Source organism: Bradyrhizobium sp. USDA3010 (assembly GCF_056429065.1).
Genome location: NZ_JBWJZD010000001.1, coordinates 1 through 13,790, shown reverse-complemented (window position 1 = coordinate 13,790; position 13,790 = coordinate 1). Strand labels below are relative to the sequence as shown.

Annotated in this window: 9 protein-coding genes and 1 tRNA gene; 3 read left to right on the top strand and 7 right to left on the bottom strand. The window is 62.8% G+C overall.

The annotated features are described in order from the left end of the window. Positions 1–72 precede the first annotated feature (72 nt). On the top strand, positions 73–3,513 hold the full coding sequence (pyc, locus tag AC066Y_RS00050; RefSeq protein WP_478272128.1) for a pyruvate carboxylase: 3,441 nt from the start codon (positions 73–75) through the stop codon (positions 3,511–3,513). 42 nt (positions 3,514–3,555) lie between these two features. On the opposite strand, the gene AC066Y_RS00045 is transcribed toward pyc, so the two are convergent. From AC066Y_RS00045 to tnpA, 4 genes are all read right to left on the bottom strand, one after another. Next, on the bottom strand, positions 3,556–4,545 hold the full coding sequence (locus tag AC066Y_RS00045; protein WP_478272127.1) for a zinc-dependent alcohol dehydrogenase family protein: 990 nt from the start codon (positions 4,543–4,545) through the stop codon (positions 3,556–3,558). 244 nt (positions 4,546–4,789) lie between these two features. After that, positions 4,790–5,560 (bottom strand): glucose 1-dehydrogenase, encoded by a 771-nt coding sequence (locus AC066Y_RS00040; RefSeq protein ID WP_478272126.1) that lies wholly within the window; start codon positions 5,558–5,560, stop codon positions 4,790–4,792. 108 nt (positions 5,561–5,668) lie between these two features. Further along, positions 5,669–6,565 carry a LysR family transcriptional regulator gene (locus tag AC066Y_RS00035; protein ID WP_478272125.1) on the bottom strand — a complete coding sequence of 299 codons (897 nt, stop codon included), beginning with the start codon at positions 6,563–6,565 and terminating at the stop codon, positions 5,669–5,671. A gap of 21 nt (positions 6,566–6,586) precedes the next feature. Next, positions 6,587–7,126 (bottom strand): IS66-like element accessory protein TnpA, encoded by a 540-nt coding sequence (gene tnpA, locus AC066Y_RS00030; protein ID WP_478272124.1) that lies wholly within the window; start codon positions 7,124–7,126, stop codon positions 6,587–6,589. Between the two features lie 259 nt (positions 7,127–7,385). Between tnpA and AC066Y_RS00025 the strand changes: the two genes are divergently transcribed. Next, positions 7,386–7,568 (top strand): hypothetical protein, encoded by a 183-nt coding sequence (locus AC066Y_RS00025; protein ID WP_478272123.1) that lies wholly within the window; start codon positions 7,386–7,388, stop codon positions 7,566–7,568. A 388-nt stretch (positions 7,569–7,956) separates the two neighbouring features. On the opposite strand, the gene AC066Y_RS00020 is transcribed toward AC066Y_RS00025, so the two are convergent. The 3 genes from AC066Y_RS00020 to AC066Y_RS00010 form a co-directional block, all read right to left on the bottom strand. Next, positions 7,957–8,033, bottom strand: a tRNA-His gene (locus AC066Y_RS00020). A 187-nt stretch (positions 8,034–8,220) separates the two neighbouring features. Further along, on the bottom strand, positions 8,221–8,658 hold the full coding sequence (locus AC066Y_RS00015; protein WP_176533651.1) for a phasin: 438 nt from the start codon (positions 8,656–8,658) through the stop codon (positions 8,221–8,223). A 283-nt stretch (positions 8,659–8,941) separates the two neighbouring features. Then, on the bottom strand, positions 8,942–9,340 hold the full coding sequence (locus tag AC066Y_RS00010; RefSeq protein WP_478272122.1) for a phasin family protein: 399 nt from the start codon (positions 9,338–9,340) through the stop codon (positions 8,942–8,944). Positions 9,341–9,702: 362 nt separating this feature from the next. On the opposite strand from AC066Y_RS00010, the gene AC066Y_RS00005 reads away from it, so the two are divergent. Beyond that, a complete protein-coding gene (locus AC066Y_RS00005) occupies positions 9,703–13,596 on the top strand; it encodes a PAS domain-containing protein (RefSeq protein WP_478272121.1) in 3,894 nt (1,297 codons plus the stop codon). The last annotated feature ends 194 nt before the right edge of the window (positions 13,597–13,790 follow it).

Here is a 13,790-nt window from a genome sequence, read left to right as displayed (position 1 = left end):
GGCACGACGGCGTCAGTTGTCGTGCCCGTCTTCCTTTCCCGTCCAACACCTTGAGCAAGAGGATACTTGAACGTGCGCAAGTTCAACAAGATCCTGGTCGCAAACCGAAGCGAAATCGCAATTCGCGTCATGCGCGCGGCGACCGAGTTGAGCAAGACGACGGTTGCGATTTATGCCGAAGAAGACAAGCTTTCATTGCATCGGTTCAAGGCCGACGAGGCTTATCTGATCGGTCGGGGGATGTCGCCCGTGGGCGCCTATCTCTCGATCCCCGAGATCATCCGCGTTGCGCGATCGTCGGGTGCGGACGCAATCCACCCCGGCTATGGACTTCTCTCTGAGAGTCCCGAACTCGTGGAGGCGTGCGAGGCTGCCGGCATCGCCTTCATCGGGCCAACGGCCGCAACGATGCGTCTTCTCGGCGACAAGGCCTCCGCTCGTCGCGTTGCGATCGAAGCCGGCGTACCCGTCGTGCCGGCAACTGGTGTCTTAGGCGACGATTTCGACGCTATCCGCAAGGAGGCATCCGACATCGGATATCCGCTGATGCTGAAGGCGTCCTGGGGCGGCGGTGGTCGGGGAATGCGTACAGTCTATAGCCCCGAAGAACTTCAGTCCAAAGTTCTCGAAGGCCGCCGCGAAGCCGAAGCCGCCTTCGGAAACGGAGAAGGATATCTGGAAAAGCTGATCGAGCGGGCGCGCCATGTCGAGGTCCAGATCCTCGGCGACAGCTACGGCAACATCTTTCATCTCTTCGAGCGCGACTGCAGCGTTCAGCGCCGGAACCAAAAAGTGGTCGAGCGCGCCCCTGCACCTTATCTCTCAGCGGAACAACGTACCGAAGTATGCGAGCTTGCGAGGCGCATATGCCTGCACGTCGGTTATCGATGTGCCGGAACGGTCGAATTTTTGATGGACGTGGACTCCGGGAGATTTTATTTCATCGAAGTCAATCCGCGCATCCAAGTCGAACACACGATAACGGAGCAAGTCACCGGTATCGACATCGTGCAGGCGCAGATGTTGCTGACGGAAGGCGCTACGCTTGCCGAAGCAACAGGTGTCGCCAGACAGGAGGACATTCGGCTCACTGGGCATGCCTTGCAGTGCCGTGTAACCACGGAGGATCCACAGAACAACTTTATCCCCGATTACGGTCGTATCGCGGCCTACCGCTCGGCTACGGGAATGGGCATCCGCTTGGACAGCGGCACCGCCTATTCCGGCGCCGTCATCACACGACATTTCGACTCGTTGCTGGTCAAGGTGATAGCCTGGGCTCCGACAGAAGACCTTGCGACCAACCGGATGCTTCGCGCGCTCCGCGAGTTTCGTGTCAGGGGTGTCAGCACCAACATCGAATTTCTCGTGAACCTTCTCAACGACGCGCAATTCCGGAGCAACGGGTATACGACTCAGTTCATTGACACCACGCCGGGGTTGCTGAGGTTCACAAAACGGCGCGACAGAGCGACCAAGCTCCTGACTTATATCGCGGACGTCACGGTCAACGGACATCCCGAGACCAAGACGCGCCCAAAGCCGACGACCGGGATATCCGAGCCCAGGCTGCCCCCGCCACGAGGCGTTATCGCTCCCGGCACCCGCGACATTCTCGAAAAGGACGGACCGCAGGCCCTGGCGGACTGGCTATCCGCTCAGGAGCGGGTGCTGATCACCGACACGACGATGCGCGACGGGCATCAATCGCTGCTTGCCACGCGAATGCGTTCGATCGACATGCTCCGGATCGCGCCCGCCTATGCCGCAAACCTCCCTCAACTCTTCAGCATCGAATGCTGGGGCGGCGCGACCTTCGATGTGGCCTATCGCTTCCTTCAGGAATGTCCATGGCAACGGTTGCGCGACCTTCGGGCCGCGATCCCGAATATCCTCACCCAAATGCTCCTGCGTTCCGCCAACGGGGTCGGGTACACCAACTATCCCGACAATGTGGTTCGCAGCTTTGTCTTGCGGGCCGCAAAGTCCGGAGTCGACGTCTTTCGCGTGTTCGACTCGCTCAACTGGGTTGAGAACATGCGGGTGGCCATGGACGCCGTGATCGAGGCGAACAAGGTGTGCGAAGGCACAATCTGCTATACGGGCGACCTGCTGGATCCCGCGCGCCCGAAATACGACCTGAAATACTATGTCGACCGGGCGAGAGAGCTGAAGGCGGCAGGTGCCCACATCCTCGGCTTGAAGGATATGGCGGGACTCCTGAAACCCAAACAGGCTCGAATCCTCGTCAAGGCGCTCAAGGAGGACGTGGGACTTCCGATTCACTTCCACACGCACGACACTTCGGGAATATCAGCGGCGACCGTCCTCGCCGCTTGCGAAGCCGGCGTCGATGCAGTCGATGCCGCCATGGATGCCTTTTCGGGCGGCACCTCGCAACCGTGCCTCGGATCGATCGTCGAAGCGCTTCGACGCACTGAGCGTGACACGGGACTGGACAGTGAGGCCATACGCGAAATCTCCGACTATTGGGAACAGGTCAGAGCTCAATATGCAGCCTTCGAATCTGGTCCAACCGCACCCGCCTCGGAGGTGTTCCTCCACGAAATGCCTGGCGGACAGTTCAGCAACCTGCAAGCGCAGGCTCGCTCGCTTGGCCTGTCAGAACGGTGGCCCGACATTGCGAAAGCCTACGCGGAAGCCAACATGATCTTCGGCGATATCGTGAAGGTAACTCCATCTTCCAAGGTCGTCGGCGATATGGCCCTACTCATGGTCGCCCAGGGACTGACCCGTGAGCAAGTCGAGGATCCAGCCATTGAGATCGCCTTTCCCGACTCTGTGGTGGAAATGATGAAGGGAAATATCGGCCAACCTCAGGGGGGTTGGCCCGAAGGAATACAACGGAAGGTGCTAAAGGGCGGTGCCGCGATGACGACGCGGCCTGGCCTTGGCTTGGAGCCTGTCGAGTTTGATGCCGCCCGCAAGTCATTATCGGCTGCGCTGGACGACCACGCCGTGGACGACGAGGATCTCCACGGTTATCTCATGTATCCGAAAGTGTTCATCAACTACGTCGAGCGTCATCAGACCTACGGCCCAGTACGCACGCTTCCAACGCGTACGTTCTTCTATGGCATGCAGCCTGGTGAGGAGATATCGGTCGAGATCGATCCCGGCAAGACGCTTGAGATCCGTCTTCAGGCCGTCGGCGAGAGCTCCGAAGAAGGCGAGGTGAAAGTATTTTTCGAGCTGAACGGTCAACCTCGCGTAGTCCGCGTACCGAATCGTGAACTCAAGAGCAAGATAGCGGTTCGCGCGAAGGCAACCGACGGAGATCCGAGCCAGATCGGCGCCCCGATGCCGGGCGCCATCTCGTCCATTGCAGTCTCCGTGGGCCAAGCCGTCAAGGCTGGAGATCTCCTGCTGAGCATCGAGGCGATGAAGATGGAGACGGGATTGCATGCAGATCGGGCATCAAGGGTGAAGTCCATCCATGTCGGCGCGGGCAGCCAGGTGGAGGCTAAGGATCTGCTCATCGACCTGGAGTGATGTCGATGCGCCGAACCGATCTTGGCGGTAGCCCGATTGCCGCTAAATTGTCACCACGATCTTGCCGACCTGCTCGTTTGATTCCATGAAGCGATAAGCATCGGCAATCCGGTCCAGCGTGAAAGTCCTCGCGATGACGGGCTTCAGCACGCCCGAGGTAAGTCCGGCGCTGATGAAAGTCTTGGCCCGCTCAAGACGTGCGAGATCCTTTGTGATTTCGAAGAGCTGATACCCTCGGATAGTCAGATCCTTTCCGAGAAGGGCCAAAACGGGAACGACAACATCACTCGTGACGAGCGCGCCGTACTGGAAGAAAACGCCGAGGTAGGACAGAGATTCAAGTATTTTCGGAACTTCCGGGCCTCCGACCGGATCGAAAGCGATCCGCGCGCCATTACCGGCCGTTATTTTCTTCACCTCGGTGACTAGATCTTGTTCCTCGGTCGCAATGACATACCTCGCGCCGGCCGCCGACAGCGTGGTCCGCTTCGCGCTCGTGCGGGTCAGAGCCACCGCCACACCGCCAAGCATGTTTACAATCTGAATTGCGGCGAGACCCACGCTGGACGACGCCGCACGGATCAAAACTACGTCCCCGCGTTTCACATCGGCGATGTCAACTAAGGCGCCATAGGCCGTCACGAACATCATCCAGGCCGCGGCAGCTTCCTCCCAGGAGAGATTTTCAGGATGTTTAACGACACCAAAGGCGGGAGCATTCACCAGCTCTCCGTGCAGTCCATACTCACCGAGCATGAAACACGGCACGACGCTGACCTTATCACCGATCGCGAAACCCTTGACACCAGTGCCGACCGCCTCGACGACGCCTGCGGCCTCATAGCCTGTGAGCGTCGGAAGGTGCGGTGTCGTCACATAAGCCCCGGATCGGAACATTACCTCTGCACGATTCAATCCAAGGGCCTTGGTTCGAATCTGGATTTCACCATGGCCCGGCGCGGGGACGTTGACGTTCTCGACCTTGAGGACCTCGGGACCGCCAATTTGGTGAAAGCGTACGACACGGCTCACAATCAAGCTCCTGCTCGAAGGAATTGCATAGGTACTCCCAGTCGAATGCCTTTGCTGACGCTGAACTATTCGAACCCGGAAGAGCTAACTCGTAAGAGGATGTTGTTGTTCTCGACGCCGGGCAGTTTCGGCCCCTTCAAGGATGGCTCGGCCGCCTCGCCGAGCCATCGATCTCTACTTCGCGACGTGGTGATCGTCCCGACTTGAGCGCTTCTCACCTAGAGTATCGCACTGAACGTCCGCGTCATGTAGCGGTGTAGCCTCCGTCGGCTAAGAGGCTATGTCCGGAGACGAACGCCGAGTCATCTGAGGCGAGAAAGGCGACGACCTTACCCATCTCCTCCGACGTTCCCATGCGGCCTGGAACGGACGCGGCACCGACGTCCGCCTTCGCCTGCTGCGATCCCCAAACGCGATCCTGAAAAGGCGTATCGATGAGCCCGGGACAAAGCGCATTCACCCGTACGCCCTCCGCAAACCACTCCAAAGATGCCGTCTTTGTCAGCCCGAGCACGGCGTGCTTGCTTGCGATATAGAGAGCCGCATTCGCGAATCCGATCAAGCCGCCCATCGAAGCGTTGTTGATGATCGAGCCGGAGCCCTGTGCAAGCATAACCTTTGCCTCATGCTTCATGCACCAGAAGACGCCACGGACATTTGCGTTGAAGATCGTGTCGTAGGTGTGATTGGACTGCTCCAGAAACGGCGTGAACTTCCCCTCGGTACCGGCGTTGTTGAACGCCGCGTCCAAGCGACCGTATGTAGCAACCGTCTCACGCACGAGGCGTTCGACGTCCCCCTCTAAGTTGATGTCGGCGCGGATGGCTCTGCCGTCGAGGCCTTCTCCACGGAGCTGCTTTACGAGTAGCTCCAATTCGTCAACACGTCTCGCACTGGCAACGACCTTTGCTCCTCGCCTCGCGAGTTCGACTGCCGCAGCCCTCCCGATGCCCGAGCTGGCACCCGTCACGAGTGCGACCTTTCCCTCAAGCGTACGGATAACAGAAGCGTCCATAAGTTCCTCCAGATCCCGACTGGCCCATTGGCCCGCGAAGTGGAGGTAGGAGGAACGCCAGCGCGCAACTAGATGCCCATTCCTGAACGAGGTGTTGAATGTGGCTCATCAATCGCGGCTGCGCTCGCGTATGAAATCGATGAACGCGCGGAGCCCGCAGGACAGATTTGAGCGACTGGGATAGTACATGAAGAATTTCGCCGGCGTTGGCTTCCAACCAGGCAAGAGTTCAACCAGCCGACCAGCATCGATGTGCGGTCGCGCCTGGCGCTCGAATACATAGCCGATCCCGGCATCGAGCAGCGTCGCGTCGAGCACAAGATCCATGTCGTCGAACGAGAGCGCAGCAGACACTTCGACTTGGACCGGTGCTCCGGCACGTTCGAACTCCCAATGATAGGGCTTGCCGCTCGGATACCTGTAGCCAACGCATATGTGATCACGAAGCTCGGCCGGATGCCGTGGCGGAATCCGACCCGCGAGGTAAGCAGGCGTGGCGACCGTGGAAAAACCCAGGTCTGGGCCCAAGGGCGTGGCGATCATGTCCTCCGCAATAAGTTCGCCGAGACGGATGCCGGCATCGAAGCCTTCCGCGACGACGTCATCAAGCCGGTCGCGGGCCGCCACTTCGATCTTCATCTGATGATGCAGCTTCGTGAACTCGGCGATGAGAGGGCCAAGGACCAACCTGATGGCCTGCCGCGGAGCGTTGAGGCGCAACGTGCCGAATGGAGCATCCCGGAACTGATTGAGCTCCTCGACGGCGGTGTCGATGCCGCGAAACACGGTATCGAGATGATCAAAAAGGCGCTGTCCTGCTTCTGTCAGCCCAACGCTCCTTGTGGTGCGGTTCACCAGCTTCAGAGAAAGCCTGTCCTCGAGTTGCCGAAGCGAGTGACTGAGTGCGGATGGAGATACTCCAAGCTCAACCGAGGCGCGTCGAAAGCTGCGGCACCTCGCAATGGCTACGAACGCGGCCAGTTCCTGAAAGCTATAGGACGACATTGGTGAATTCAACTCAGCTGCTCATCCCATTGTCGCGGTTATCAGATCAGTCCACGTGCCTAAGTCGATCCGCTGCGCGAGCGGCAGGTCGCCACAACCGGCCTGCACGTAGATCCCGACATCACCAGGTAGCAGACGAGAAAAATGCGCATGGACGATGGCCGCAATCATCGCCACGTCCGCGCCTCGGCCGACCCGGATAGTGACGCCCTCGGCTTCGATCTCGATGCCTCCGACATCCGGCTTGGCCTTGCCTTGCGCTGTCTTGCGCTCATGGCCAACCGCCACGGCCGGTATCACGGCGTCTCCCACCGCCGGTACAAATGGCGGATCGTCAGCCATCGGCGTCGGCAACTGGCGTGCTTGCCGGCGCCAGGTGAATACTTGTTGTGGGGTCAGCCCGTGTCGCCTGGCAATCTCGGAAACGACCGCGCCTGGTACCAGCGTCTCCTCGACGATCCGGGCCTTGTCGTCCTTCGAGAACCAACGACGGCGTCCCGTCTCCGTGATCACTTCCAGTCGGCGCGCCGTCACGTCCGACTTAAGCGTATGGTCAAGCATAGACACAAGCCGATCCCTTCAAAGAGATCGTGAAACTCGCCTACGGTCATCAACGTCACGCTGTTCGCGAGACTGCTCTGCCGAGTTTTCGTCAATGATGGTCTCCGATGTTATCCGGATCCTGACTTCAGGGTATTACTGAAAGACAAAACGAAATCAGGCTCTCCCCGCTGATGGAGGATCCGAGGTGAGCCGTGCGGCGCCCGCGTCGTCCTTGACTTGTAGGAGAAGCTCGCGGTGGACTTTACGGGCAACATCGATGGCATTACTGCGCCGCACGACGCCCCAGTTGCGTTACACGCCGCTCCGCGATTCGCACTTCCAAAACCGTCCCATGGAAGGCAAGGTTGAAGCCATTACGTGTTTCGTCTATGCGCGATACGAAAAACGAATGGCCGTGGATGGTACTCGTCCGTTCAGCACCTCCGGTCTTTCCCGTTGAACGGCGGCGTGCGCATTTGGCGACGGCGCTCCGCAATCGTGTGGTCGATGTTCTCGTCATTATCGGAACGATGCCATCGCCGAACAGCAACAGAAAGCCACTTTGGAGCGAGCGTGTGGGGTATCCAAATCTCTCTATCCGCACGGATCGAGATGCCTCCTCTTCGCAAATTTCTCACAACCTTCTCTCGGTTTCAGGGGTCACGTCGTGCAGCCGCGAATCGCCCAAGGGCTCGGGAGCAATTTCATCAGGTTGAGTGATGCCGCAAACATCCCTCGAAGCTGTGACCCCATCGTTACGAAAGACTGCTTCCCGCCACCGTGGTAGCTATCTGGTAGCTAGCGCTAGCTGGCTTCGAGCGAGGATTAGAATAAGGTGCTGATTTTGTTGGTACAGTTGGGTGGGCTCGAACCACCGACCTCCTGTTCCACAGACAGGCGCTCTAACCAACTGAGCTACAACTGCATCCTGACGCACGGCCCCGCAACAAGGGGGCGGCGATTTCGGCGGAAACTAGGTGCAACGCCCGCCTTTGGCAAGGCCGTAACGCGCTGATTTCCGCTCTTATCTCGGGCCAATCCACGGCCCCCGTCCAGCAAAAAGGCCCGGACCGCATCGGCCCGGGCCTTCCGCTATCTCATGCAGGCCGAGATCAGGCGGCCGGCTGCTGGTAGAACTTCGAGGCGCTGGCCTTGATCGGCTCGGCGGTCTCGCTGGCGACCTTCTGGCCGAGCTCGGCCAGTTCCTTGACCTGCGCGGTATAGGTCTCGAACTGCTTGCGGGCGTGCGAGGTCCACAGCTCGACTGCTTCGGTCGGCGACTTCACGCTGAACAGCTCCTGGGCGAAGTCGAGCGAGGAGGTGGTGTTGGCCTTGAAGAACTCGATCAGCTTGGCCGAATACGCGGTGGCGCCCTTGTTCACCGAGGTGAACACGGCCTCGACCGTCGAGTTGTGGGTCTCGGCAGCGTCCTTGAACTTGGCGTAGCTGTCGCGGGCCTGCAGCACGCCCTTTTCAGCGAACGCGCGCATCTGCTCGGGAACCTCGAACGGGATGATCGAGGCGGAAAACGGATCGGACGGGTTGGTCATACGTGTAATCCTTCGCAACGGGTGAGTAGATGTGACCATTGCGGACGTCCCGGAGACACAAAGGCCGGGAACGTTGAAATGGATCACGCTGCCTTGATTCACGGGAGTGCCCTTCGTCGGGCGCGCCTAATAAACACCCATATCATGTCAATTTTGTGCAACGCAATGTAAGATCGCGTGCAACGCCACATTTTTTATGTGGCGGAATATGGGATTACCGCGCCCGACCGGGGTTGGGCCTGCCACAGTCGGCCCGGCTCAGCTCGCTCTCATCAGCTCTCCGTCAGCTCTTGGGCTTGACCGCATCCATCGCGGCGCGGCTGACCGCCTGGCCCATTTCGCTGGCCTGCTCGGCGAGCGAGCGCATCTGGCCCTGCACATATTCGCTGTGCAGCCGCATGACCTCGGTGAGGTCCTTGGCCTTGAGCAGCGACTGGGCGTAGTCCAGCGACGACTGCACGTTCTTCTCGGCGTAGGACAGCGCCTTGGTGGAAAGCTCCTTGGCGCCGGCGCGCATCGTGGCGTTGCGCTCCTCGATCTTGCCGGCGGTGTCCCGTGCGTTGGTCACGAACTGCTCGAAAGCCTTGCGCGCCTGATCGAAGCTCGCCTCCGCCATCGACCGCATGTCCTTCGGAATCTCGAACTTGGGGATCTCGAACTGGTCACGCCCGTTGTCGCTCATGGTCGCTCTCCCTCGCTTGGTGGTCGGCCCGCCGGTTGGCCGTGCGGGCCAGGGCAGAATACAAGGTAGAATAGACGGCAGAACATATCGTGGCACTGCAATCGCAGGTATGACGCGGCGCCGCCCTGGCTCCGCAACACGCTGTCGCAGCCGCCTCTCTCTACCCGACAACGCCAAACGGCTGTGGATCGTTCAGCCAAGTTAACGTTATCCCGGCTTAAGCCGGGGCACGCTGGCCGCGGACATGGACCTGCCGCCCCCCAGTTGCGATACTAACCTTCTGTTAAGGCTGTCGTCCTGCGGCCGCCGGCGCTCCGGCAAAGCTAAGGAAGAAGCCAAACCATGCGGTCAAATCTTGCGTGATGAGTGACGCGGAATTCCAGATCCAGGCGCTCGGCGACGTGCGGCTGGCGGACCATGCGACGAGCGGCCTGCCGGCATGGCTGTGGTCGGCCGACGGCGCACGGATTCTGTGGGCCAATCCGGTCGGCGCACAGGTATTCGGTGCCGCCAATGGCGCCGAGCTGGCGAAGCGCGCCTTCGGCCCGGCCGATCCGCACCGCCGCCAGGTCGCGCGGCTCGGCCCGAGCCTTGACGCAGGCGGCGCGGTGCGGCTGGAGCGGCTGCGCGGCTTTGGCGCGGCGCCCGGCATGCTCGCGACCTGCGGCTGCAGGCGGACTGACCTGCCCGACGGCAGCCACGGCATCCTGATGAGCGCACTCAATGCCTCTGGTCGCAACATGCCGCTCGCCGAGCGCTTGCTGCGGCTGGTGCAAGGCTTGCCGCGTCCGGCGGCCGCCTTCAACGGCGACGGACTTTTGGTCGCAACCAACGAAGCGGCGCGCTCGCTGCCCGGCCTGCACGATCTCACCGAAGCCGGCCTCGATGCCGCGCGCGACGAAGCGCTGGCGCAGGGCCGCGCCGCGGCGAGCGTTGCGATCGGCCGCATCGTGCTGCAGCGGATCGGCCAAGGCGCCGATCGCGCGCTGATCGCACTGATCAAGCCGGCACCGCATCTCGCCGCCAGACCGGCCGCACCGATCGTGCCTGAGCCGGCTGCGCCGGAGACGGCCGCACCGGAAGCACCAGAGGCCGCAGCCGTGGAGCCAGCGCCTGCCGCCGTCGAACCGCCAACCGTGCGTGAGGAAGCCCCCGCGCCCACAAACGAAGCGCCGGCCAGCTTCACGCTGTTCGATGCGCTCGACCCGCAATTGGAAGAGCGCGTCGCGATCGAGCCGATCGTCAGCGTGACTGAATCCGAGCCTGCGCGCGCGGCTCCATCTCCCGCGTCGGAAGAGGCGCACGTCGAGACCGCACCCGCCGCGACCGCCGCATTCGACACCACGCCGGACGAAAGTCCCGCCGTCGAGGAGCCAATATCGGAAGCCCTGATCGACGTGCCCGCTGGGGCGCAGATCGAAGGGCCCGCGCACCCTGCTCCACCGCTCGCGTCGGCAGAGCTGACGCATGCAGAGCAAGCACCGGTCGAGACCGCGCCTCTCGACACCGCGCCTGCCGAAACTACCGCGGTCGAGGAACCGCTATCGGAAGCGCTGATCGAGGTGCCCGCTGCGGCACAGGTCGAAGCGCCCGCAGCTGAGCCTACGCCCGCTCTCGAAGAGACCGCACACGCGCTAACTCCAGAAGCATCGGCGCCACCGGCCGAGCCCGCCCCCTCGCCTTATGCGATCGCGGATGTGCCACCTCCGCCGCCTGCCGCCGAGCCGGCGCCCCCGACGCTGGCGCCGGCGCCGTCGCCATCCTGGCTCGGCGAGCCGTTGCCGGTGCGGCGGCATCCGCTGCGCTTCACGTGGCAGATGGACCATGAGGCCCGCTTCTCGCTCGGCTCCGACGAATTCACCCGCCTGATCGGCCTGCACACCGCGGCAGGCTTCGGCCGTCTCTGGAGCGACATCGCCGAGAGCTTTGGCCTCGATCCCGAGGGCCGCGTCCTCAAGGCGGTCGCCAGCCGCGACACCTGGAGCGGCATCACGTTGCACTGGCCGGTCGACGGCGGCGGCCGGCTGCCGGTCGAACTGTCCGGCCTGCCGGTGTTCGATCGTTCCAGGAATTTCGCCGGCTACCGCGGCTTTGGTGTGTGTCGTGACCTCGACGGGCTTGCGCGACTCGCCGCATTGCGCCGCTATGAGTTCTTCAGCGGTTCGATCGCGCCGCGATCGCTGTCGGCCGATGCCGCGGCGGCGCCGCGCACCGCCGCGCCGCCCGGGCCCGTCGCGCCGCATGATGTTGCTCCGCCGCCCGACCCGACCGCAGCACCACCCGAGGAATTGACCGAGCCGACAGCAGCAGAGACTTCACACCAAGCCGATCCGGATCACGCCGTGGAAACGCCCCAAGAAACGACCGGAGAAACGACCGGAGGAACGCACGACGTGCGTCACGACCCGCCGCAGAATGTGCTGCCGTTCCGCCTTGCCGGCGATACGCGGCCGCCGTCGTTGACGCCGGTCGAGAACAACGCCTTCAACGAGCTCGCGCGCCAATTGTCGGCGCGGCTCGAGAGCGAGGCCGGCCTCACCGCGACGACGAACGAGAGCGCCACCACGGAGGCGGTTGCCGAAGAGCCGCCCGCCAGCGAACCGCCGCAGGAGGCGGAGGCGCCGCGGCCGCAAGAGACGGTCGCGCAACTAGAGACGCCGGCCGACCTGCCGAAGGCCGGTTGGCTCGCCGCGACGGAACCTGCGCCGCGCGGAGAGTCCCGCCGCGACCGCGCGCTGCTCGATCTCCTGCCGGTCGGCATCCTGATCTACCGGCTCGACCGCCTGCTCTATGCCAACCACGCCTTCCTCGCCCGCATGGGCTATGACAGCCTGCACGCGCTGGAAGCCGCCGGCGGGCTGGACGCGCTCTATGTCGAGCCCGGCGTCTCGCAGGCGAGCAGCACCTCCGGCACCGGCACGCCGGTGACGATCTCCGCGAACCAGAACGCGGACGATGGCGCACAATCAGTGTCCGCGGAGGCACGGCTGCACACCATCACCTGGGACGACGATTCAGCGCTGGCGCTGATCTTCTCGCGCACGCTGGACGAAGACGCCGCGGTCTCGGCCGCCCTGTCCGATCCGGAGCCCGAGCCTGCGGCTGCCGCCGAGCCGGTACTCGCGCCACTGCCGCCGCAGGCCGGCCACGCCGACGCGGAGGAGCTCGGCGCGATCCTCGACACGGCGGCCGAAGGCATCATCATGTTCGATGCCGATGGCAACATCCATTCCTGCAACCGCAGCGCGGAGGCGCTGTTCGGCTATGACGGCGACGAGTTCATCACGCATAATCTGGCCGACCTGTTCGCGCCGGAAAGCCAGCACGGCATCTTCGACTATCTCACGAGCGTGAAATCGGCCGGCGTCGCCAGCCTGCTCGACCACGGCCGCGAGACGCTCGGCCGCGTGCGCCAGGGCGGCATCATCCCGCTGTCGGTGACGATGGGCCGCACCCGCGCCGACGGCCCGAATTTCTTCGCCGTGTTCCGCGATCTCTCGCAGACCAGGAAGAGCGAGGGCGAATTGCGCGAGGCGCGGCGGCTCGCCGAACGCGCGGCGAACGCCAAATCCGACATGCTGGCGCGGATCAGCCACGAGCTGCGCACGCCGCTCAACGCCATCATCGGCTTTGCCGAGGTGATGATCGGCGAGCGCTTCGGCGCGCTCGGCAACGAGCGCTATGTCGAATACATGAAGGACATCCGCGCCTCCGGCGAGCGGGTGATCGCCATCGTCAACGATCTGCTCGACCTGTCGCGGATCGAGACCGGCAAGCTCGACCTCGCCTTCACCAGCCAGAACCTCAACGAGATGGTGGAGAGCTGCGTCGCTGTGATGCAGCCGCAGGCCAATCGCGAGCGCATCATCATCCGCACCTCGCTCGCGCACACGCTGCCGCCGGTGGTCGCCGACGCCCGCGCGCTGCGCCAGATCACGCTGAACCTGATCGGCAACTCGATCCATCTCGCCAATGCCGGCGGCCAGGTGATCGTCTCGACCGCGCTGTCGGATTTCGGCGAGGTGATGCTGCGCGTGCGCGACACCGGCCAGAGCCTCAACGACAACGAGGTCGCCGCTGCACTGGAGCCGTTCCGCGCGCCGACGCCGTCCGATCAGGCCGGCTCCGGCGGCGTCAGCCTGTCGCTGACCAAGGCGCTGGTCGAAGCCAACCGCGCCAAATTCCAGATCCGCACCGGCGGCCGCACCGGCACGCTGATCGAGATCGTGTTCTCCCACGCCGCCGCGCGGGTGTGAGAGGCGGGCACGCTCCGTCGCCCGCGTTAGGAACGCACCGGCGGAGAGCCTCCCTCCCCCCTTGCGGGGGCAGGGGAATCGCACGTGCGCGGCTGCAAGTAGTTGCCAAATCGGGAGAAAGAGATTCTGAAGGTCGCTCCTGATCTAGAGGGAGCGGCCGATGCAACGATTTGCCGAGTGCTTCGAAGATTTGC

Bases quoted from the DNA above. Each gene is read 5' to 3' on its own strand.
- AC066Y_RS00040 (WP_478272126.1), bottom strand. From the start codon at position 5,560: ATGGACGCTTCTGTTATCCGTACGCTTGAGGGAAAGGTCGCACTCGTG.
- AC066Y_RS00035 (WP_478272125.1), bottom strand. From the start codon at position 6,565: ATGTCGTCCTATAGCTTTCAGGAACTGGCCGCGTTCGTAGCCATTGCG.
- tnpA (WP_478272124.1), bottom strand. From the start codon at position 7,126: ATGCTTGACCATACGCTTAAGTCGGACGTGACGGCGCGCCGACTGGAA.
- AC066Y_RS00025 (WP_478272123.1), top strand. From the start codon at position 7,386: ATGGCATTACTGCGCCGCACGACGCCCCAGTTGCGTTACACGCCGCTC.
- AC066Y_RS00015 (WP_176533651.1), bottom strand. From the start codon at position 8,658: ATGACCAACCCGTCCGATCCGTTTTCCGCCTCGATCATCCCGTTCGAG.
- AC066Y_RS00010 (WP_478272122.1), bottom strand. From the start codon at position 9,340: ATGAGCGACAACGGGCGTGACCAGTTCGAGATCCCCAAGTTCGAGATT.
- AC066Y_RS00005 (WP_478272121.1), top strand. From the start codon at position 9,703: ATGAGTGACGCGGAATTCCAGATCCAGGCGCTCGGCGACGTGCGGCTG.